Raw genomic sequence first — 20,542 nt, 5'->3', positions numbered from 1 at the left:
CCGGTTGGTCAGACTTCGTCCGCATGGGCGCGCAGCCGGATCGTCGCGAAGCTGTCGTCGACCCGCAGCTTGCCCGATTCGAAAACCGTGGTGAGCGCCTCGTCCCATTCGCCTTCGACGCGATGATCGTCCCACGCCAGCGGCAACTCGACGGTGCGGTATTCGCCGGTGCGGCGGTTGCGCAGCAAGGTGAGGCGTCCTTTCTTCGAGCGCTTGCCGGCGTCCGTCACCGGGTCCTTGCACACGCCTTGCCACGTCGCGCCAATCCGGATGGCCGAGCACTTCATGGCGAAGCGCTGCGTGTCGCGATTGACCTGTTGCAGCAGGGCGCCGCCCATGCCGAACACGAGATTGTCGGCGGCATAGCCGGCGTCGTCGAGCGCGGCGAGAATCGCTTCGATCGATTCGGCGTTGACGCCGTCGCCCTGAATCACGCGCACGTAATTGAGCACGCGACGCCCCTTGCTGTTGACCGTCGAGCCGAACGATTCGTCCAGCGCGCGCAGCGTTTGCAGCACGATGGTGAGCGGGTCGCCCGAATCCGGCCGGATCACGAGCATGGCGCCCGAGTCGATCACCGCCTGCTTCAGTTGCGTGCCCCACACGTCGAGGGCCGCGAACAGGTCGTAGGAATCGGAGACCACCGAGACGATCGCGCCTTCCTTGCCGAACTGCCGCAGCATGTTGCGATAGGCATCCGCTTCGCCGTCGCGGCCCCAGGCCGTGATCGTGCTGTGCTCGGCGGCCGGCACCGAGAAAGCCGCCATCGGCTCGTTATAGAACTGGTTGGCCGCCACCACGCCGAGCACCGTATCCGAACCCATGAAGCTGACCAGGTGCGCCGCCCCGCCGATTGCCGCCGACTCCGCGCTCGACACGCCGCGTGCGCCGAAGTCGTGCAGCTTGAACGGCAGTTGCGTCAGGTCGTCGCTGGTCTTCTGCAGATAGTGACGGAGGGTCTGGCGCAGGTGCCAGCTTTGGGTCGCCACGGTGACGGGGTACCAGATGCGCAGCAACATGGTCTCGAGATACGAGGCGAGCCAGAATACTTCGGGATCCTCACACTCCACGGTGACGAGCACGTTATGCGCCGGCACCACCGAGCCTTCCGCCACGGCGCGAATCCGCACCGGCAGGTAGCCGTCGTACTGATTCACGATGTAGCGCCAGCCGGCCTCGTTGAACGGCTCGCCGTGCGCGGCGAAGAAGGCCTTGGCCTCGTCGATCATCGCGCCGGTAATCGGGCGGCACAGATATTCCTTGAGCAGCATCTGCAGGCCGAAGAACAGCGTGCGTTCATAGCGGCCGCCGCGCGATTCGATGTACGAAAACATCGCGGACGCTTGCGGCGGATATTGCAGGTAGTGCGAGGCCTTGTACGAGTCCGTGTTGAGGATCGGATTGGACAGGATGGCGGCGAAACTGCGCGGGGTGGCTTGCATGGCTAGAGCTCCTCTATGCCGTGGAGATGCCGCCGGGTCTATCCCGGCGGGTGGGACGAATCAACGCTGAATCAAAGTTTGCCGAGGAAGTGGTAGGCGATATCGAAGTGGTCTTCGAACATCACCGTGCGCATCTGCGCGAATACGTTCAGGGGCACCCAGCGCGCCTTGTCGGCGTCGTCGCTGCCTTTCACGCGGGGCAGGTCGCCAACCGGGAAATGAAACAGGAAGGCATGCGTGATGGTGCGGCCGCGCGCCGAACGCTGCGGGTGGTCGAACACCTGGCGGTCTTTCAGCGAGCCGCGCATGACCGGCTCGGGCAGCTTGAGGCCGGTTTCCTCGCGCAACTCGCGCAGGCAGGCCGCTTCGAGCCGCTCGTCCTGCTCGACGAAGCCGCCGGGCAAGGCCCACAGGCCACGCCCCGGTTCGCTGCGGCGGCGCACCAGCAGAATGTGGCCGGAATGCACGACGAGCGCGTCGACCGTGACGAAGGTGACCGGGTAGGGGGCGGCCGCCCAGGCTTTCTTGTAGCCCGCAATGAACTCCGCTTCGGATTTCAGTTGCAGGAATTCGGGCCGTGTGCGGAACTGCTCGAGCCAGTCGAACACCGGCGCGGGCACGGCCCACGACACGAAGCTGTTGCTGCGTTCGGCAAAGAACTGGTCGCGGATCTCGGTGGCGGAAATGTCTTCGTTGGCGTCCACCTCGACCAGCTCCCACTGCGGGAACATGCGCAGGTAATACGACGAGCTGTCTTTCGCATGGCCGATCAGGCCGATCTTTTTGCCGGCCGTGTCGCCGAGTTCCGCTGCGACCGCGCCCTGGACCCAGCGAACCCAGTCGCTGTCGTTATACGTGGAGTCCTGCAGGGGGGCGATGGCAACGCGCTCGCGCTCGTCGTCCGCCAGCACCGAGCTGATCATCTGACGCCGTTCGTCGAACGAGAACGGGTCTTTGACGGTGCGAGGCCGGTCGGTTGAGCCAATCAGAATGCAGACTTCGGTCGCGAGACTCAACGCGCGCCGCAGCAGTTCCAGGTGACCGCGATGCAGGGGCTGAAAACGACCAATGAAAATGAGCGCATCGAAGCGCCTGGACAACGTGCTCATGAGAATCCCTCAAGAGATTGGCGGCGCTGGGTCTGTCCCTTGGCCATGACGAAATGCTACGTCCGAATCTATTTCGTCGTCAAACGTTTTTGAAGTATGGGCTGCAAAAAGGCGGCAGTCATGCGCGACGCATCCGGGCCCGCGACGCGTCGCGCATCGACGCTCGCCTACGAGCCGAAGAACGGCGTGCAGTAATCCGGCGGACCGACGCAGTCGCCAGGACCGTTAGGGGTGCCATGCAATGAGGCGCACCCGCACAGCGTCGCACCCGCGGCGACGCATACGGCGAGTTTCACGATGCGCAAGTAGAAAGTCCGCAGTTTCATGATGTTCGGTAGTTCGACAGAGACGGGAGAGCGAAGCGGCGCGCCGCTTGAAAGCAGGGCGGCGCGCGATCGCACGAAGGGTTAAATCAACTCAGTGATGCGCGTACAAGGTGCTGTTCAGGTACGCGAGCTGGCCGTCCTGTTCGGCGTGCACCAGGTCCTGGTACACCTCGGCGCGCGTCTTGCCCGCAATGGGTTGACCATCCGGGGGTACCCATTGGCCTTGTTGCTGCTGCGGCTGCTGCTGCGCGTTGGTCGTGGCGTCGTTGCTGCCGGGTTGGGTCTGGGCAAAGGCCGCGCTGGTTACCAGGATTCCGGCAAGGGCGGCAAGGGTCATGCGTTTCATCGATTCATCTCCGTGCGAGTGAGGCCTGAGAGACAACCGGCGCAGTGCCGTGAGTTGTCCGCTGAGATGCAGGATATGACGCGAGGCCTATCGCAACGGGTTCATGAAAGTGAAGAGATATTTAAAGCGGATCGAGGCGTGCGACGGGGGCAGGGCCGAAGCCGCCGGGCGTGGATTGACACGGTAGATGTTACTAGTTGTCGTACAACATGGCGGGTCTTATGCAAGGTGATTCGGAATCGCGCAGGTGCGACAAACCTGGGAATCTTCGGTATGACAGTGGTTGTGGCCTCTCCGCGGGTAAACACCCGTGATCTCTTTCTTGATCCAGCGATCTTCAAGACATACGATGTCTGCCGAGGCGGCAGCGGTATCGGCTTATACGGAGCGGCTGGAACAACATCCGGATCGGAGAGAGACATCATCATGGGAATCAAGGTAAGAGGGCTGCGCTGGTGGATGATCGCGTTGCTGTCGCTCGGCACGGTCATGAACTATCTGGCGCGCAGTTCGTTGAGCGTCGCCGCGCCGACGGTCATGCAGAGCCTGCACATCTCCACCGCGCAATACGGCTGGATCACCGGCGCGTTTCTGGTCATGTATCCGTTGGGCGGTCCGCTCACGGGCTACCTGATGGACCGCATCGGCCTGCGCTTCGGCTTCCTGCTGTGCGGTCTCGCATGGTCGGCGATCTGCATGGCGCACGGCTTCGCCACCGGCTGGGTGGGCCTGTTCGTGCTGCGCGGCATGCTCGGACTCGTCGAGGCCTCGTTCATTCCGGCCGGCATGCGTCTCGCGGCGTTCTGGTTTCCGCTGCGCGAACGCGCGATTGCGGCGGGCGTGTTCAATATCGGCACGTCGGTCGGCGCCATCGCCGCGCCGCCGCTGATCGCATGGTCGATCCTGCGCTACAACTGGCAGACCGCGTTCGTGATCGCCGGTGGTATCGGCTTCGTATGGGCGGTGTTGTGGATCGCCTTCTATCGTCACCCCAGTGCACACCCTGCGCTGAGCGAACGGGAAGCCGCGCATATCGTCGACGGCAAGGCGCTCGGTCTCGCCGAGGACGGTTCGAAGCCGAACCTGCGCGAGATCTTCGGCTCGCGCAACTTCTGGGGCATCGCGCTGCCGCGTTTCTTCGCCGATCCGGTGTGGGGCACGCTGGTGTTCTGGATGCCGCTGTATCTGCATCAGGCGCGCGGTTTCGATCTGAAGGCGATTGCGATGACGGCGTGGTTGCCGTTCGTCGCGGCGGATATCGGCTGCCTGATGGGCGGTTCGGTATCGTTCCTGCTGAACAGGCGCTTCAACCTGTCGATTGTCAATGGCAAGCGGGTCGTCGTCACGGGCGCGGCGTTGCTGATGACGGCGATGGCCGGCGTCGGCTATGTGAAGTCGCCGGGTATGGCGATCTTCCTGCTGTGCCTCGGCGGCTTTGCGCACCAGACGCTGTCCGTGACGGTGATTTCGATGTCGGCCGACCTGTTCCCGCGTCATGAAGTGGCCACGGTCACGGGCTTCGCGGCGCTCTCCGCGGGGATCGGCAACCTGGGCTTCACGCTCGTGATGGGCGCGCTGGTGGCGACGATCGGTTATGCGCCGTTCTTTGTTGCGCTCGGTTTGGGCGATCTGATTGGCGCCGCGTTGATCTGGAGTCTGGTGCGCCCGGCGTTGGCCGAGCGTCGCGCGAACGCGCAGTTGGTACGCGCGGCGCGGGCGTAGCAGGCGGAGAAACGTTCGCCGCTCCGCCCATGCGCATCACGCCGCGACTCGCGGCCCGATAGAGCGAAGCGAGGCCTTCGCTCTATCGCACGCCTTGCACGCCTTGTCGCTTCAGAACGCTTCAGAAGCGATGAGTGATCCCCACCAGGGTCGCGAGCTGGTTAGGCGTCGACGACGCGCTCAAGCCGTTGATATTGGCCACGGCTGCCTTGCCGGACGAGTCGGTTCCCGATGCGCGCTGATAGATCTCCACGACGTAAAGCTGGGTGCGCTTCGAAAGAATGTAGGTTGCGCCAAGATCGCCCTGCTGATACGTGACGCTGTTGACGCCGTAGCCCTTGGTGTAGTCATAGGACGCACCAAGCAGGACGAACGGGTTCAACTGATACTTGAAGTTCACCTCGGCGTTATGGAATTTCTCCGAGCCGCTATAGCCTTCCGGGTTCAGGCTGGCGTCGGCGCCCAGTTGCCTGAACTGCGTGTTGCTATAGACGAGGCCGACCGTGGCCGCGCCCAGCGTGTAGTTGCCGCCCGCGGAGAAGATCTGCTCCGATCCCGCCGACGCGTAGCCCGAGTAAACAAGGCTGCCGGTCATGTTGTTGCCCGTCGAACTGGACGTCGAGTTATTGCCGAAGTACGAGAAGTTAGGATTCTTGATGTTCACGTAGGCCGCACCCAGGCTCAAGGGGCCGCGCACATAACCCGCACCCAGCGACCAGATCTGGTTTTCGCTGAATTGCCCCGCCACGCCGCCGAAACTGTACAGGCCGCCAAACCGGAAACCTGAGTAGTTCGGGCTGGTGTACTTGATCGAGTTGTTCGAACGGTAGTCGTTGTTGGTGTTGTCCAGATCGCCCGGATGGCCGCCCAGGTAAGTGGCCCATTGCGCGCCGGCGATATACGGCAACACATAATCGACAACGGCGTCGTACTGGCGACCCAGCGTCACGGTACCCGCGCGGTCGGACGACAGCCCGACATAGGCCTGGCGGCCGAATTCATCGCCGCCTTGCTGAAAGCGCCCCGTGTTCGAAGCGAAGCCATTTTCCAGCAGGAATACCGCCTTGAGGCCCGAGCCAAGATCTTCGCTGCCGCGCAGCCCCCAGCGATTGCCCAGTACATTGCTGCTGTTCATTTCATAGAGGCTTTTGCCGCCGCTGTTGTTGGCGTACACCAGCGCGGTGTCGATCACGCCGTACAACGTTACGCTGCTTTGGGCATGGGCGACGCCGGCGGACAGGGCCGGCACCACCGCGAACGAGGCGATGAGTTTTTTCATTGTAATAAGAGAGGGAGAGTTGAGCGAGTGGGTGTAAAGGCCGCTCAGCCTTCGAGCGGCCGCCGCGCTGTTTCACGCGCGACGATGAGCGAAATGCCGGTGACCACCAGGGCGATCGAGACATACAGCGACACCGCGACCGTATTGCCCCAGTACTTGTAGAGACTCACGATGATGAGCGGCGCGAAGCCGCCGCCGAGGATGCCCGCCAGCGTATAGGCGAGCGACGAGCCGGCATAGCGCACGCGGGTCGGAAACTGTTCGGTGACGAAAGCGGCCTGGGGTCCATACATGGCGGCATGAATCACGAGGCCAACCACCACCGCGAGCACGATCAGCAACGGCTGGGCGCTGTCGAGCAGCACAAAGAAGGTAAAGGCCCAGACGATCGCCGCGAGTGTGCCGGCCAGATAGACGGGCCGCCGGCCGAAGCGATCCGATAGCGCGCCGAACAACGGCACAGTGGCCGCATTGCAGGCGGTGCCGATGAGCACCGCGGTGAGCGCCGTCGTGCGGGACAGGTGCAGCACGGTCGTCACATAGGTGAGCGTGAAGACCACGAGCAGCGCATACAGCACGTCCGAGCCGATCCGCGAGCCGCCGGCTACCAGCAGGCGGCGCCAGTGTTGCGTCAGCACTTCGGCAACCGGCACCTTGGCCGTTGCGTGGGCCTGGCTCAATTGTTCGAACTGCGGCGTTTCTTCGACGCCTCGCCGGACCCACAAGCCGAAGCCGACCAGCAGCACGCTGGCGATGAACGGCACGCGCCATCCCCAGGCGAGAAAGTCGTCGGACGATAGCGCGAGCGTGATCAACGCGATAAAGCCGGTGCCGAGCAACGTGCCGAGCGAGGGCCCCACCTGGGTCCACGAGGCATTGAAGCCGCGCCGCTTCTGATCGCCGTGTTCGACGGAGAGCAGCACCGCGCCGGCCCATTCGCCGCCCAGTGCAATGCCTTGCACGAAACGCAGCGCGACCAGCAGCAGTGGGCTTGCGATACCCGCCGACGCGTAGGTGGGCAGCACGCCCATCAACGCGGTGGTCACGCCCATCAGGAGCAGGGTGAGCATCAGCACCGCGCGCCGGCCGATCCGGTCGCCGAGGTTGCCGAACACGAAGCCGCCGAGCGGCCGCGACACATAGCCGACGGCGTAAGTGGACAGCGCGAGAATGGTCCCCGCGAGCGGATCGACCGAGGGGAAGAACAAGCGGTTGAACACCAGCGCGGCGAGCGTGTTGTAGACGGTGAAGTCGTACCATTCGAGCGAGGTGCCGACCATGCTGGCGGCCGCGAGCCGGCCACGTCGTGGTTGCGGGTGATCGAGCGGGGAGTGCTGGGCAAGCGTGTTCATGGAAACCTCGTGCGTAGGCGGAAGGAAGCCGGTCGGATGCGCGGGTGCGCCGGCTGCGTCAGGCAGCGATGCGCCAGAGCAGATCGAAGGTGCGCACGTCGCTACGCGACACGCCTGCCTCAGCGGCCAGCTCTTCGGCGAGCGCGCGCGTGGCGGCCGCGTTGCTGCCCTCGACGAGGATCAGCGCGTCGGCGGCGGGCAGTGCGGTGGCGGGATCCGGTGACGTGTTGAGCGGAACCGAAAGTGCGGGCGTCGTGCAGAAGAGCCGCGCCCCGTGAATGCCGGGAATGGTCACGCCCGTTTCGAGCTGCGGCCGCAACGACGCGGCGTCGACGCGCTCAGGCGGCAGCACGACGAGCGCAAGGTGAGCGCCTTCGCCGTCGCCGGTCTCGAGCGTGAGTTCGCCGACGCGCCGCTGCGTGTCCACCATGCGCGCGAAGTTGTCCAGCGACCACTGCGTCTGCACCGTGAACGCCTGCCGGTAAGCGGCGCTGCGGAACACTTCGAGGGTGTCGGTCACGTACAGCGCGAGATAGCGGCGCGGGCCGCCGTCATTGGACTTGAACCGGCGCGCGTAGCGAAACCCGGGAATCGCGACACGCTCCTGCATGTGTTCGCGGTCGTACCAGGCGTTGAAATCGGCTTCCAGAGCCGGAGTGGGGTCGGTGTCAGTCCAGATGCAAAGCTGGCCGCGCGGCGGGGTCATGCTCATCAGTCGGTCCCTGCGAAAGTGAAAGAGATTCGTCAGGGCACAGTGTCGCGACCGTCAGCCATTGCGGTCCAACAAGAAAATAAATTCCCAGTGAAAAGGTTTTCTTATGAGCCGCGTTTCGCGGCCGGTTGCTTGCCGCTGCGGGCAGGCGTGGCGGTCCGCGTGACGCGCGCCGGGCGGCGCGGCGGTTCGCTTGCCAGCGTGCGATCGAATTCGCCGGCGGCCTGGCGGGCCAGTTCCGCGATGCGCGCGGCGAGCGGATGGCTTTGCGCGCGGTGTACGGCAACGAGCGGCATGGCGGGAAATTCCGAGCTGACGTCGAGTACCTCGAGCACCCCTTCGCGCAGTTCGCGCTGCACGACCGCCGGCGGCAGCGCGGCCACGCCGAAGCCGTCGGCGACGAGCCGGATCATCGCCGCGACCGAGGTGATGCAGTTGATTCGGGCGGGCCGTTCGACAGCCGTGCTTAACAATTGTTCGAGCGTCGCGTGCGGACCGGAGTGACGCGAGAAACTGACGATCGGGAATTCCGCGAGCTGCGCCAGATCGAGTTTCCTGCCGGCCAGACCGAGCGTGGGACTCGCTACCCAGCGCACCGGAAACTCGGCGAGCGGCAGGTTGGTGAAATCGGGGCCGCTCAGTATGTCGGTCTGCAGGATCAGCTCGACGGCGTCGGTGCGCAGCAGATGCGCGAGGTGGATGGTGGTGTCGCCCGTCACCTCGATTTCGAGCCGCGGATAGCGTTCCCGCACGAGCGCCATCAGCGCGGGAAACCAGCTATGCACGATCGACTCGATCACGCCAATGCGAATCAGGCCCGAGTCCGCATCCGCATCGTCGACTTCGCGGCGCATCTCTTCACCGAGGCGCACGATACGCTCCGCGTACGCGAGCATCTTGCGGCCGGCCGGTGTGAGCGTTGCCGAACGCGAGTTGCGCTCGAACAGCCGGATGCCGAAGCTCTCTTCGAGCGACGCGATCCGGCTCGAGACAGCGGCTTGCGTGGTATGCAACTGTTCGGCAGTGAGGCGGAAATTTTGCAGCTTGGCGAGCCAGACGAAGGTTTCGAGGAAGCGGATGTTCATGATGAGAGGCCCGTTCGAGCAACGTTAAGCGGCGCAGAAGGCGCTTATGGTAGAGGTTTCCGGGCGGGGAGCAAAAATGAAGCGGGGCGAGCGGCGAGGGCGCCCGCCCATGAAGGCACATTGCGGGCGAAGCGATTCACGGCAGACGCTGGCTGCCTGAAGACGGGAGTATGCTGGCGTAATCCAGACGCTCCGGGCGCTCAGACAAGCGGTGAAATGAACGATCGCCGAACGATCGCCGCCCGCTTTGTCCGCAGCGGTCTCCACGCGTTTAAACGTTTTGCGAAGCACAACTGGAGGGACATCCATGAACATCAGTCCTCTCGCCGGCAAGCTCCCGTCGCACCGCATGCTGGTCAATGTCCCCCGCCTCATTTCGGCGTACTACTCGGACACGCCGGACCCGGCGATTGCCGCGGAACGGGTCGCTTTCGGCACCTCGGGGCACCGTGGCTCGCCGTTCGAGCGCAGCTTCAACGAATGGCATGTGCTCGCCATCACCCAGGCCATTTGTCACTATCGAAAGCAGCAGGGTATCGATGGGCCGCTCTTTCTCGGCATCGACACGCACGCGCTCTCGGAACCCGCCAACGCCAGCGCACTCGAAGTGCTGGCCGCCAACGGCGTCGATGTGATGATCGCGGCGGACGGCGAGTACACGCCCACGCCGGCGGTGTCGCGCGCGATCCTCGTGTATAACCGCGGCCGCACCACCGGCCTCGCCGACGGCATCGTGGTGACGCCGTCGCACAACCCGCCCGAAAGCGGCGGCTTCAAGTACAACCCACCCAACGGCGGGCCCGCCGACGGCAGCGTCACCGGCTGGATCGAGAAGTCTGCCAATGCCTTGCTCGAGAGCGGGCTCGACGGCCTGCTGCGCGTTTCGCTGGCGCGCGCGCTGGCCTCGTCGAGCACGCATCGGCACGACTACCTCAACGCGTATGTCGACGACCTCGCCAACGTGATCGACATGGACGTGATACGCGGTGCGCCGATCCGCCTCGGTGTCGATCCGCTCGGCGGCGCGGGCGTGCACTACTGGGGGCCTATTGCGGAGCGCTACGGGCTGAACCTGAGCGTCATTAACGATGAGGTCGATCCCACCTTCCGCTTCATGAGCCTCGATTGGGACGGGCGGATCCGCATGGACCCGTCCTCGCCTTATGCGATGCAGCCGCTGCTCGCGCAGAGGGATCACTTCGACGTGGCCTTCGCCTGCGATACCGATCACGACCGCCACGGCATCGTCACGCGCGCGGCGGGCCTGTTGCCGCCCAATCATTACCTCAGCGTGCTGGTCGATTATCTGTTCGCGCATCGGCCGAACTGGTCCGCTCACGCGGCGGTGGGCAAGACCATTGTCAGCAGCCAGATGATCGATCGGGTGGCCGGCAAGCTGGGCCGCACGCTTTACGAGGTGCCGGTCGGCTTCAAGTGGTTCGTCGACGGCCTCGTCGACGGGTCATTGGGCTTCGGCGGCGAGGAGAGCGCGGGAGCGAGCTGTCTGCGCCTCGACGGCACGGCGTGGACCACCGACAAGGATGGCATCGTGCCGGCCTTGCTGTCGGCGGAGATCACCACACGTATCGGCCGCGACCCCGCCGAAATCTATCGCGACCTGACCCAGCGCCTCGGCGAGCCGGCCGAGCGCCGCGTGCAGGCCGCCGCCACGGCGGCGCAGCGGGCGCAACTGGGCAAGCTGTCGCCCGCGCAGTTTCCGCACACCGAACTGGCCGGCGAGAAGATCGAGCAGGTGCTCGACCGCGCGCCGGGCAATGGGGCGGCCATCGGCGGCATCAAGGTGATCACGAAGAGCGGCTGGTTCGCCGCGCGCCCGTCGGGGACCGAGGACATCTACAAGATCTATGCGGAGAGTTTTCTCGGCGAGGACCACCTGACCCGCATCGTTGAGGAGGCCCAGGCGATGGTGGACAGCACGCTGGCGCAACAGGGGACAACGCCCGGCGGCGCTTAGCCCAAAGCCCGCCGCATCTGGACGTCGCACAGCGCCACGCCTTCTTCCGGCGGCGCTTTCAACCCGAAAAGTCCTGCACCGTACAGACTCGCGCCGGAGCGCAGGTCATCCTATGCGGATGACGTTGCGCTGCGGCTGCGCGTCGGCGCCTGGCAATCCTGAGCGTTCCGATGCCGACTGAGCGAACCGTCTGGTCCACATGATCACAGAAAACAGAAGGTTTTATGCCATTCCTACCCGATGCCAATAACCCCACCCGCGATAGGCGCGCCGAATTCGGCCTCGCCGATGCCGCACGGGCCGAGCAACGCCAGCAGGACGCCGCACGTATCGATCCGGCGGCGAGCAAGTGGCGCTATCAGCCGGCCCCGCGCGTAGCGAAGGCCGCGAAGTAAAGAGCTGTAAAAGGGACGCTTTCCGCTGGCCTCGGCGCAGCCATCTGGCGAGCGTCGACGATCACGCTGTCCCTGGCAGGAAGGTATTTCAATGATTTTATTCTCGCGTGTTCTGCGCGGAGGCAACTCGCCTTCGCCATGGAACAGCACCGAGCCGGTCCGCGAGGAACTTTTTGGCGAGGAACGACTGGCGCAGCATGCGCACAGCCTTGCCCGAGCCCAGCTTGTCTCGAAACGCGCCTCGGCCCGCCCCGCGCTTGCGACGCGTCTGAAAGACAACGCACAGCACCTGTTGCTGGCGTACCAGGCAACCGTCGCCGCGGCCGCTCACGATGAAGCGATCACGCCGGCGGCCGAATGGCTGCTCGACAACTACTATCTGGTCGAAGAGCAGGTTCGGCAGATTCGCGACGACCTGCCGCGCAGCTACTACCGTCAGCTACCCAAACTCAGCAGCGGTCCGTTCGCCGGTTATCCGCGCGTGTTCGGTTTGGCCTGGGCGTTCGTCGCACATACGGATAGCCGCTTCGATCCCGACCTGCTGTGCCGCTTCGTACGCGACTATCAGACCGTGCAGCCGCTGACGATCGGCGAACTCTGGGCGGTGGCGATCACGCTGCGCATTGTGCTGATCGAAAATCTGCGCCGTCTCGCGGATCAGATCACCGCCGGCAGAACCGCGCGTCTGGACGCCGACGCAATGGCCGACCGCCTGCTCGGCGTCGGCGAGCATACGCCCGAGGCGGTGGCTGCGCTGGTTGCGCGCTATGGGCGTTCCGCCTTGCGCGACACGTTCGCGGTGCAACTGCTGCAGCGGCTGCACGACCAGGACCCGGATGTCACGCCGGCGGTCAATTGGCTGCACGAGCGGCTCGCCGCCCAGGACACCACGGCGGACCGCATCGTCGCGGCGGTGCATCAGCAGCAGGGCGCCGCGAGCTTGACCGTGCGCAACGTGATCACCAGCATGCGGCTGATCTCCGACGTCGACTGGACCGAACTGTTCGAACGGATCAGCCCCGTCGACGAGATCCTGCGCACGCACAGCGGTTTCGTCGAGATGGACTTCTCCACGCGCAATCTGTATCGCGGGGCGATCGAAGCCCTGGCGCGCGGTTCGTCGGTGAGCGAGACGGAGATCGCGCGCCGCGCGGTCTCCGCCGCCGGAGCCGGGCAGCGGCGCGCAGGCGACCCCGGCTATCACCTGCTGGCGGGCGGCCGCCCGGCACTTGAGGCGGCGCTCGGCTATCGTCCGCCGGCTGCCGAGTGGCTGCATCGGATTACGCGCCGCGCCGGCCTGGGCGGATACGTCGGCCGCATCGTGTTGCTGGCGGCGCTGCTGCTGGCAGGCGTGCTGGTCCTCGCGAGCGGTCTCGCGCCTCACACACGGTGGTTGATCTGGCTGGGCCTCGCAGGCGTGCTGCCCGCGCTGGACCTGGCGGTGGCGGTGGTCAATCGCGGTGTGATGCGGGATGTCGGCGCCATCGTGCTGCCGGGTCTCGCACTGCGCAACGGGATTCCCTCCACCTTGCGCACGGTGGTCGCCGTGCCCACGATGCTGACCACGACGGCCGCGCTGGCCGCGCAGATCGAGCGGCTGGAGATTCATCATCTGGCGAGCCCCGGAGGCGAGCTTTACTACGTGCTGCTATCCGACTGGACGGATTCCCCCACGGCTCAAACCGAGGGCGACAGCGGTCTGCTGGAGGCCGCGACCCAGGGCATTGCCCGGCTGAACCGTCTCTACCCGGGCGCAGCGGACGGCGAGCGCTTCCTCCTGCTGCACCGGCGCCGCACGTGGAACGACGAAGAGGCGCAGTGGATGGGCTGGGAGCGCAAGCGCGGCAAACTGCACGAGTTGAACCGCTTGCTGCGCGGTGCGCTGGATACCTCGTTCGTGGCCAGCGACGGTGTGCCGCTCGCGGTGCCGTCGCAGGTGCGCTACGTCATCACGCTCGACGCCGACACCCGCCTGCCGCGCGACACCGTGCGCCGTCTGATCGGCAAGATGGCGCATCCGCTCAATCGCGCGGTGTTCGATCCGGTGAGCCAGCGGATCGTCGAGGGCTATGGGGTGTTGCAACCGCGCGTGACGCCGTCGTTGCCGGTGGGCGCGGAGGGCTCGCTGTTTCAGCGTATCTCGTCGAGCCCGAGCGGCATCGATCCGTATGTGGCCGCGGTATCGGACGTCTATCAGGATCTCTTCGACGAGGGCTCGTACGCCGGCAAGGGCATCTACGACGTGGATGCCTTCGAGACCGCGTTGGCGGGCCGGGTGCCCGACAACACCCTGTTGAGCCACGATCTCTTCGAAGGGATTTTTGCGCGGGCCGGACTTGCTTCGGACATCGAAGTGGTCGAAGCGTTTCCAGCCCGTTACGACGTTTCCACGGCGCGCCAGCATCGCTGGGCGCGCGGCGACTGGCAATTGCTGCCGTGGCTCATGACGCTGCACCGGCGCGCCGACCTGACGCTGCATGCCACCGCCCGCTGGAAAATGCTGGACAACCTGCGTCGCACGCTCACTGCGCCCGCTGCATTCGTCGCGTTGCTGGTGGGCTGGACCTTGCCGTTTTCGGTCGCGCTGCTGTGGACGATCTTCGTGATGGCGACGATCGTGCTGCCGGTGCTGCTGCCGACCCTCAGCGCGCTGATCCCGCGCTGGCAGCGCCCTCACGTGAAGATGACCTTGAGCAGCCGCTTGCGCGTCTGGCTGGACGACCTGTGGCTCGCGCTCGGCAAATGCGGCATGTCGATTGCCTTTCTCGCCGAAGAAACCTGGTCGATGAGCGATGCGATCGCCTGCACGCTGTTTCGTGTGGTGGTCAGTCACCGCCATCTGCTCGAATGGACGACGGCCGCCGAAGCCGGTGCCCGCGAACGGCTGACGCTGGCTGCGACTTTCGTGCGCATGCGCGCCGGCGTGGCGCTTGCGCTGCTCGGCGCGGCAACCAGCGCGGTGGTGGCGTGGCGCTTCGGCCATCACGGCGCGTGGCTTGGGGTGCCGTTCGTGGCCGGCTGGCTCGCCTCGCCCGCGCTCGCTTACTGGTCGAGTCGCGCACCGCGGGCGGCCGGCGATCTGGTCGTCAGCCCTGAGAACGCCCAGCAACTGCGACACCATGCCCGTCGCACGTGGCGCTTCTTCGAGACCTTCGTCACGCCTGCCGACCAGATGCTGCCGCCGGACAATTTCCAGGAGGATCCGCGCCCGGTCGTCGCGCATCGGACCTCGCCGACCAACCTCGGGCTCTATCTGCTCGCCACCGTCAGCGCGCGCGAATTCGGCTGGGCCAGCACGCTGGACAGCGTGGCGCGGCTGGAGACGACGCTCGCCGCGATGCAGCGCCTCGCACGCTTTCGCGGCCATTTCTATAACTGGTACGACACCCAGGATTTGCGGCCGCTGGAGCCGAAGTACGTGTCGTCCGTCGATAGCGGCAATCTCGCCGGTCATCTGATTGCGCTGGGTAACGCCTGCCGCGCATGGGCGGCACAGTCCGCGCAAAGCCGTTGCAACGTGGCGTTGGCGGGCATCCGCGACAACCTGGGTTTGTTGTGCGACGCGCTGCGCGAGAGCCAGGGTCACGTCGATCGCACGCGCCTCGCGTTGCACGACGAGTTCGATCAGGCTGTGGCGGCACTGCGGGCCGCGCTTGTCGATGTGCCTGCCGACGAACCGCATGTGATTGCGGCAGCAGCAGTCGCGCCGGCGGCAGGCGGTTTCGGCGCGCAAGGCGTCGTCGTTACACCGGCATGGCCGGCCATCACGCTGCTTGCCGCCACGGTGGCTGATATTGCGCGTGCACTCGTCGATGAAGTCCGCCCGGATCAGAACCCTTCCGCCGACGACGTGCGGTTCTGGGTCGACGCGCTGGAGCAGGCAATCCACAGCCACAGCAAGGAACAATGCGGACAGGACGCGAACGCTGCGAACCATCCTGCGAGCTTGCGCGAGCGGCTGACGGTCCTGGCCGATACGGCGTTGACGATGGCCAATGCGATGGAATTCGGCTTTCTGCTGGACCCCGTGCGCAATCTGCTTTCGATTGGCTACGCGGTCGCCGATGGCCGGCTCGATCCGAGCAGCTACGACCTGCTGGCCTCGGAGGCAAGGCTCGCCAGCTTCGTAGCGATCGCCAAGGGCGATATCCCCGCGCGTCACTGGTTCCGCCTCGGCCGTATTGCGACGCCGGTGCCTGGCGGCGCCGCGCTGATTTCGTGGTCCGGTTCGATGTTCGAATACCTGATGCCGTCGCTGGTGATGCGTGCGCCGGCCAGCAGCCTGATTGCGCGAACCAACAGGCTCGTGGTGCACAGGCAGATGGGTTACGGTCGCGCGCTCGGCTTGCCGTGGGGCATCTCGGAGTCGGCCTATAACGCACGCGATCTTGAGTTTACCTATCAATACTCGAGCTTCGGCATTCCCGATCTCGGCCTGAAGCGCGGCCTTGGTCACGATGCGGTGATTGCCCCCTATGCGACCGCATTGGCCGCGATGGTGGATCCCGCTGCAGCCACCGATAACCTGAAGCGTCTCTGCGCGGCAGGCGCCTGCGGACGTTTCGGCTTTTACGAGGCGCTCGATTACACGCCCTCCCGGGTGCCCGAGGGGCAGACGGTGGCGGTGGTGCGAGCGTTCATGGCGCATCATCAGGGCATGACGATTGTCTCGATCGCCAACGCGCTGCTGGGCGGTTGCATCCGCGAATTCTTCCATGCCGAGCCGGCCATTCAGGCCACCGAACTGTTGTTGCAGGAGCGCATGCCGGGCAGGGTGGCGGTCGCCCATCTGCGGGTCGACGAGAACCGCACGACCGGACCGCTGCGCGGCGTCGAGCCGGCGGCGGCGCGGCGCCTGACCTCGGCCAGCGAGCCGTCGCCTGCCACCCATCTGCTCTGCAACGGCCGTTACGCGGTGATGATCACCTCGGCCGGCTCCGGTTACAGCCGCCGTGGCGATCTGGCGGTAACCCGCTGGCGCGAGGATGCGACCTGCGACGACTGGGGCAGCTACCTGTATCTGCGCGACGTCGAAAGCGGCGAGTTCTGGTCAGCCGCGTGGCAACCGACGGGCGTGGTGCCCGACAGCTACGAGGTGATCTTCACCGAGGATCGCGCCGAGTTCGTGCGGCGCGACGGCACGCTGACCACCTTGCTCGACGTGGTGGTGTCCGCCGAAGACGATGCCGAAGTGCGACGGGTCTCGGTGGCCAATTCGGGGCCACGGGCTCGGGTGATCGAGTTCACCTCCTATGCGGAGATCGTGCTGGCGCCGCCCGCCGCCGATCAGGCGCATCCGGCTTTCTCCAAACTCTTCGTCGAGACGGAGTATCTGGCACAGAGCGGGGTGATCCTCGCGACCCGGCGCCGCCGCGCGCCGGACGAACCCGAGGTGTGGGCTGCGCATCTGGCGGTGATCGAGGGCAAGACCGTCGGCGCGCTCGAAGTGGAAACGGACCGCGCGCGGTTTATCGGCCGTGGCCGTAGCGTGCGTTCGCCGCTAGGTCTCGCGGATGAGCGCGCGCTCGGCAACTCGGCAGGGGTCGTGCTCGACGCGGCTTTCGCGATGCGCCAGCGGTTGCGTATCGAACCGGGCGCGACGGCACGAGTGGCCTTCTGGACCATCGTCGCCGATTCGCGCGCACAACTGCTGGATCTGGTGGACAAGCATCGCGACGGCGCTTCGTTTGCGCGCGCGGCGATGCTCGCATGGACCCAGGCGCAGGTGCAGTTGCGCCACAACGGTGTGAGTGCCGATGAGGCAGGACTGTTCCAGCGCATGGCCAGTCACATGCTGTACAGCGACCCGTCGTTGCGGCCGGGTTCGCTCGCGCTGCAGCGGGGTGTCGCCGCGGTGGCGGCAGCGGGCGGCGTGGGCGCCGCGCCGCTCTGGGCGCATGGTGTGTCGGGCGATCTGCCGATCCTGCTGGTGCGCATCGACGATATCGAACACATGGCGCTGGTGCGGCAACTGGTGCATGCGCACGAGTACTGGCATATGAAGCGGCTGGCGGTGGATCTCGTCATCATCAACGAACGCGCCGCGTCGTATGTGCAGGATTTGCAGGCTGCGCTCGAAACGCTCGTGCGTTCCGGCGAGGCGCAACCGTCCCAGCAGGCGGGCGGCGCCGCGCGCGGCAGCATTTTTGTGCTGCGCGCCGACCTCATGTCCGCCGACGCGCGGGCGCTGTTTCCGGTTGCAGCGCGTGCCGTGCTGGCCGCGCGCAACGGGCGCCTGCTGGATCAGTTGCGGCGCCTCGTCAGCACGCCGCCGCCTGGCCAGCCGCGCGCGCGGCGTTTGCTGAGCGCGCTGCCGCTGCCCGCTGCCGTGAAAACCGCAGCGCCCGGTGCTGGGCTGGAGTGCTTCAACGGTCTGGGCGGCTTTGCGGACGACGGCCGCGAATACGTCACCATTCTCGCGGCCGGCCAATGCACGCCGATGCCGTGGGTCAACGTGATCGCCAATCCGGTTTGCGGCTTCCTGGTGTCGGCCGAGGGCAGCGGCTACACGTGGGCGTCGAACAGCCGCGAGCATCAATTGACACCATGGTCGAACGATCCGGTCGGCGATCCACCAGCCGAGGCGTTTTACGTGCGCGACGACGATACGGGCGCGCTGTGGGGACCGCAGGCCAACCCTGTGCGCGACAACGCTCCGGGTGCCGCGCCCTACATCGCGCGTCACGGCCAGGGGTACAGCCGCTTCACGCACACCGCGGAAGACATCGCGCTCGACCTGCTGCAATTCGTGCCGCTCGACGACCCGCTGAAGATTTCGCGTCTGACGCTGCGCAATCTGTCCGGACGCACGCGCCGGCTTTCGGTGACGGCGTACGTCGAATGGGCGCTGGGGGCGTCGCGCAGTACGGCAGCGCCTTACACCATCAGCGAAATCGACGTGCAGACGCGGGCCATGTTCGTCCGCAACGGCTGGGCCGAAGCGTATCGAGGGCGCGTGGCCTTTGCGGACCTGGGCGGCAAGCAGACCACCTGGAGCGCGGACCGGTGCGAGTTCATCGGCCGTAACGGCAGCTTGCACTATCCCGCCGGACTGGCCGCCGCCGATGACGACGCGCCATTGTCAGGCAAGGTCGGAGCGGGACTCGATCCGTGCGCGGCCTTGCAGACCACGCTCGAACTGGAACCGGGCGGCATCGCCGAAGTGGTGTTCGTGCTGGGCGAAGCGGCCTCGACCGAGGCCGCCCGGCAGTTGGTCGAGCGCTATCGCGACGCCGACCTCGACGCGGTACTCGCGGCGGTGACGGCGTTCTGGGACGACACGCTCGGCGCGGTCCAGGTCGTGACGCCCGATCGGACCATGGACCTGATGCTCAACCGCTGGTTGTTGTACCAGACGCTCGTGTGCCGGATCTGGGCGCGTGCGGGCTTTTATCAGGCCAGCGGCGCGTACGGGTTCCGCGATCAGTTGCAGGACGGCATGGCGCTCGTCGTGGCGCGTCCCGAACTGACACGCGAGCATCTGTTGCGGGCGGCCGCCCGGCAGTTTCCGGAGGGCGACGTGCAGCACTGGTGGCTGCCGCAAGGCGGCGCGGGCGTGCGCACCCACATTTCCGACGACCGCGCGTGGCTGGCCTATACGGTGGCGCACTATGTGGATGCGAGCGGCGACGCGGCGATTCTGGACGTCGACGTGCCGTTTCTCGACGGCCGTCCGCTGAGCGACGGCGAGCATGATGCCTACTTCGTGCCGGCCGTTTCAGAGAGCAGCGCGTCGCTCTTCGAGCATGGCGTGCGTGCGCTTGAGCAAAGCCTTGCGCTATTCGGCGAGCGCGGCCTGCCGTTGATGGGCACGGGCGACTGGAACGACGGCATGAACCGGGTGGGCGAGGCGGGCCGTGGCGAGAGCGTCTGGCTCGGCTGGTTGCTGTGCGCCACGCTGGCGGCATGGGCGCCGCTCGCGCGAGCGCGTGGCGACGGCGCGAGGGCCGAACGCTGGCTGCTGCGTGCCGAGGCGCTGCGCACAGCACTCGAAACGGCGGGATGGGACGGCGAATGGTACCGGCGCGCCTATTTCGACGACGGCACGCCGCTCGGATCCGCCTTGAGCGAGGAATGCAAAATCGACGCGATTGCCCAGTCGTGGAGCGTGTTGTCGGGCGTGGCGAATACTGCACGGGCCGCACAGGCGATGGCTGCGCTCGATACCCGGCTGATTCGCCGCGACGACGGCCTCGCGTTGCTGTTCACGCCGCCGTTCGATCGCTCGCCGCTCGATCCGGGGTACATCAAGGGTTATCCGCCGGGCATTCGCGAGAATGGCGGCCAGTACACGCATGCCGCCATGTGGTCGGTGCTGGCGCTGGCGCAAATGGGCGATGGCGATCGCGCCGCCGAACTGTTTGCGATGCTCAATCCGGTCAATCGCAGCCGCACGCGCAGCGGGGCGAACCGCTACAAGGTCGAACCTTATGTGGTCGCTGCCGACGTGTACTCGGTCGCGCCGCACGTCGGACGCGGCGGGTGGACCTGGTATACGGGTTCGGCGGGATGGATGTATCGCGCCGGAATCGAAGGTGTGCTCGGCATGCGCAAGCACGGCAATGCACTGTCGATCGACCCCTGTGTGCCGCGTGCCTGGCCCGGCTTTAGCGCCGTATTCCGCCATGGGGCTTCACGCTACGACATCGTCGTGAACAATCCGCATGGAGCAGGTCGGGGTGTGAGCGAGATGATCGTGGACGGTAGAGCGCTTGATGCTGGGGAGCACTCGGTGCAACTGGTGGACGACGGCGCGCATCACAGCGTCACGGTGACGCTCGGGCAGCCGGGCGGCTAGCG

General features: G+C 65.9%; 12 protein-coding genes. 4 read left to right on the top strand and 8 right to left on the bottom strand.

Annotated features, from left to right (window positions below):
• Positions 1-8: 8 nt before the first annotated feature.
• The 4 genes from BUS12_RS21795 to BUS12_RS21785 form a co-directional block, all read right to left on the bottom strand.
• Positions 9-1,442: a nicotinate phosphoribosyltransferase gene (locus BUS12_RS21795; RefSeq protein ID WP_074299224.1), complete on the bottom strand. Its 1,434-nt coding sequence runs from the start codon at positions 1,440-1,442 to the stop codon at positions 9-11.
• A gap of 71 nt (positions 1,443-1,513) precedes the next feature.
• On the bottom strand, positions 1,514-2,551 hold the full coding sequence (locus BUS12_RS21790) for a bifunctional nicotinamide-nucleotide adenylyltransferase/Nudix hydroxylase (RefSeq protein ID WP_074299222.1): 1,038 nt from the start codon (positions 2,549-2,551) through the stop codon (positions 1,514-1,516).
• Positions 2,552-2,718: 167 nt separating this feature from the next.
• On the bottom strand, positions 2,719-2,877 hold the full coding sequence (locus BUS12_RS38880; RefSeq protein ID WP_171991698.1) for a hypothetical protein: 159 nt from the start codon (positions 2,875-2,877) through the stop codon (positions 2,719-2,721).
• Between the two features lie 91 nt (positions 2,878-2,968).
• Positions 2,969-3,223 (bottom strand): DUF4148 domain-containing protein, encoded by a 255-nt coding sequence (locus tag BUS12_RS21785; RefSeq protein WP_074299220.1) that lies wholly within the window; start codon positions 3,221-3,223, stop codon positions 2,969-2,971.
• 426 nt (positions 3,224-3,649) lie between these two features.
• Here BUS12_RS21785 and BUS12_RS21780 point away from each other — a divergent pair, with 426 nt between their 5' ends.
• The gene (locus BUS12_RS21780) at positions 3,650-4,945 is read left to right on the top strand and encodes an MFS transporter (protein ID WP_074299218.1); all 1,296 of its coding nucleotides are present in this window, start codon (positions 3,650-3,652) and stop codon (positions 4,943-4,945) included.
• 121 nt (positions 4,946-5,066) lie between these two features.
• Here BUS12_RS21780 and BUS12_RS21775 read toward each other — a convergent pair whose 3' ends face one another.
• The 4 genes from BUS12_RS21775 to BUS12_RS21760 form a co-directional block, all read right to left on the bottom strand.
• Positions 5,067-6,224, bottom strand: coding sequence for a porin (locus BUS12_RS21775; protein ID WP_074299216.1), 1,158 nt, complete (start codon positions 6,222-6,224; stop codon positions 5,067-5,069).
• A 44-nt stretch (positions 6,225-6,268) separates the two neighbouring features.
• Positions 6,269-7,576, bottom strand: a complete 1,308-nt coding sequence (locus BUS12_RS21770; protein ID WP_074299214.1) for an MFS transporter — start codon at positions 7,574-7,576, stop codon at positions 6,269-6,271.
• 58 nt (positions 7,577-7,634) lie between these two features.
• Positions 7,635-8,288, bottom strand: coding sequence for a DUF4286 family protein (locus tag BUS12_RS21765; protein WP_074299212.1), 654 nt, complete (start codon positions 8,286-8,288; stop codon positions 7,635-7,637).
• Between the two features lie 104 nt (positions 8,289-8,392).
• Positions 8,393-9,373 carry a LysR family transcriptional regulator gene (locus BUS12_RS21760; protein ID WP_074299210.1) on the bottom strand — a complete coding sequence of 327 codons (981 nt, stop codon included), beginning with the start codon at positions 9,371-9,373 and terminating at the stop codon, positions 8,393-8,395.
• 307 nt (positions 9,374-9,680) lie between these two features.
• Here BUS12_RS21760 and pgm point away from each other — a divergent pair, with 307 nt between their 5' ends.
• From pgm to BUS12_RS21750, 3 genes are all read left to right on the top strand, one after another.
• Positions 9,681-11,348: a phosphoglucomutase (alpha-D-glucose-1,6-bisphosphate-dependent) gene (pgm, locus tag BUS12_RS21755; protein ID WP_074299208.1), complete on the top strand. Its 1,668-nt coding sequence runs from the start codon at positions 9,681-9,683 to the stop codon at positions 11,346-11,348.
• 224 nt (positions 11,349-11,572) lie between these two features.
• Complete coding sequence (locus tag BUS12_RS38875) at positions 11,573-11,743, top strand: hypothetical protein (protein WP_171991697.1); 171 nt, start codon at positions 11,573-11,575, stop codon at positions 11,741-11,743.
• A gap of 91 nt (positions 11,744-11,834) precedes the next feature.
• Positions 11,835-20,540, top strand: a complete 8,706-nt coding sequence (locus BUS12_RS21750; RefSeq protein WP_074299206.1) for a glycoside hydrolase family 94 protein — start codon at positions 11,835-11,837, stop codon at positions 20,538-20,540.
• Positions 20,541-20,542 lie beyond the last annotated feature (2 nt).

Source organism: Paraburkholderia phenazinium, assembly GCF_900142845.1.
Taxonomy (GTDB): domain Bacteria; phylum Pseudomonadota; class Gammaproteobacteria; order Burkholderiales; family Burkholderiaceae; genus Paraburkholderia; species Paraburkholderia phenazinium_A.
Note: the sequence above shows the minus strand (reverse complement) of the source record. Positions and strands in the feature narration are given on the sequence as shown.

What these genes read in the sequence shown, in the direction of transcription:
- BUS12_RS38880 (WP_171991698.1), bottom strand. Translation starts at nt 2,877, where the DNA reads ATGAAACTGCGGACTTTCTACTTGCGCATCGTGAAACTCGCCGTATGC.
- BUS12_RS21760 (WP_074299210.1), bottom strand. Translation starts at nt 9,373, where the DNA reads ATGAACATCCGCTTCCTCGAAACCTTCGTCTGGCTCGCCAAGCTGCAA.
- BUS12_RS38875 (WP_171991697.1), top strand. Translation starts at nt 11,573, where the DNA reads ATGCCATTCCTACCCGATGCCAATAACCCCACCCGCGATAGGCGCGCC.
- BUS12_RS21780 (WP_074299218.1), top strand. Translation starts at nt 3,650, where the DNA reads ATGGGAATCAAGGTAAGAGGGCTGCGCTGGTGGATGATCGCGTTGCTG.
- BUS12_RS21775 (WP_074299216.1), bottom strand. Translation starts at nt 6,224, where the DNA reads ATGAAAAAACTCATCGCCTCGTTCGCGGTGGTGCCGGCCCTGTCCGCC.
- BUS12_RS21750 (WP_074299206.1), top strand. Translation starts at nt 11,835, where the DNA reads ATGATTTTATTCTCGCGTGTTCTGCGCGGAGGCAACTCGCCTTCGCCA.
- BUS12_RS21790 (WP_074299222.1), bottom strand. Translation starts at nt 2,551, where the DNA reads ATGAGCACGTTGTCCAGGCGCTTCGATGCGCTCATTTTCATTGGTCGT.
- BUS12_RS21785 (WP_074299220.1), bottom strand. Translation starts at nt 3,223, where the DNA reads ATGAAACGCATGACCCTTGCCGCCCTTGCCGGAATCCTGGTAACCAGC.
- BUS12_RS21765 (WP_074299212.1), bottom strand. Translation starts at nt 8,288, where the DNA reads ATGAGCATGACCCCGCCGCGCGGCCAGCTTTGCATCTGGACTGACACC.
- BUS12_RS21795 (WP_074299224.1), bottom strand. Translation starts at nt 1,442, where the DNA reads ATGCAAGCCACCCCGCGCAGTTTCGCCGCCATCCTGTCCAATCCGATC.
- BUS12_RS21770 (WP_074299214.1), bottom strand. Translation starts at nt 7,576, where the DNA reads ATGAACACGCTTGCCCAGCACTCCCCGCTCGATCACCCGCAACCACGA.
- pgm (WP_074299208.1), top strand. Translation starts at nt 9,681, where the DNA reads ATGAACATCAGTCCTCTCGCCGGCAAGCTCCCGTCGCACCGCATGCTG.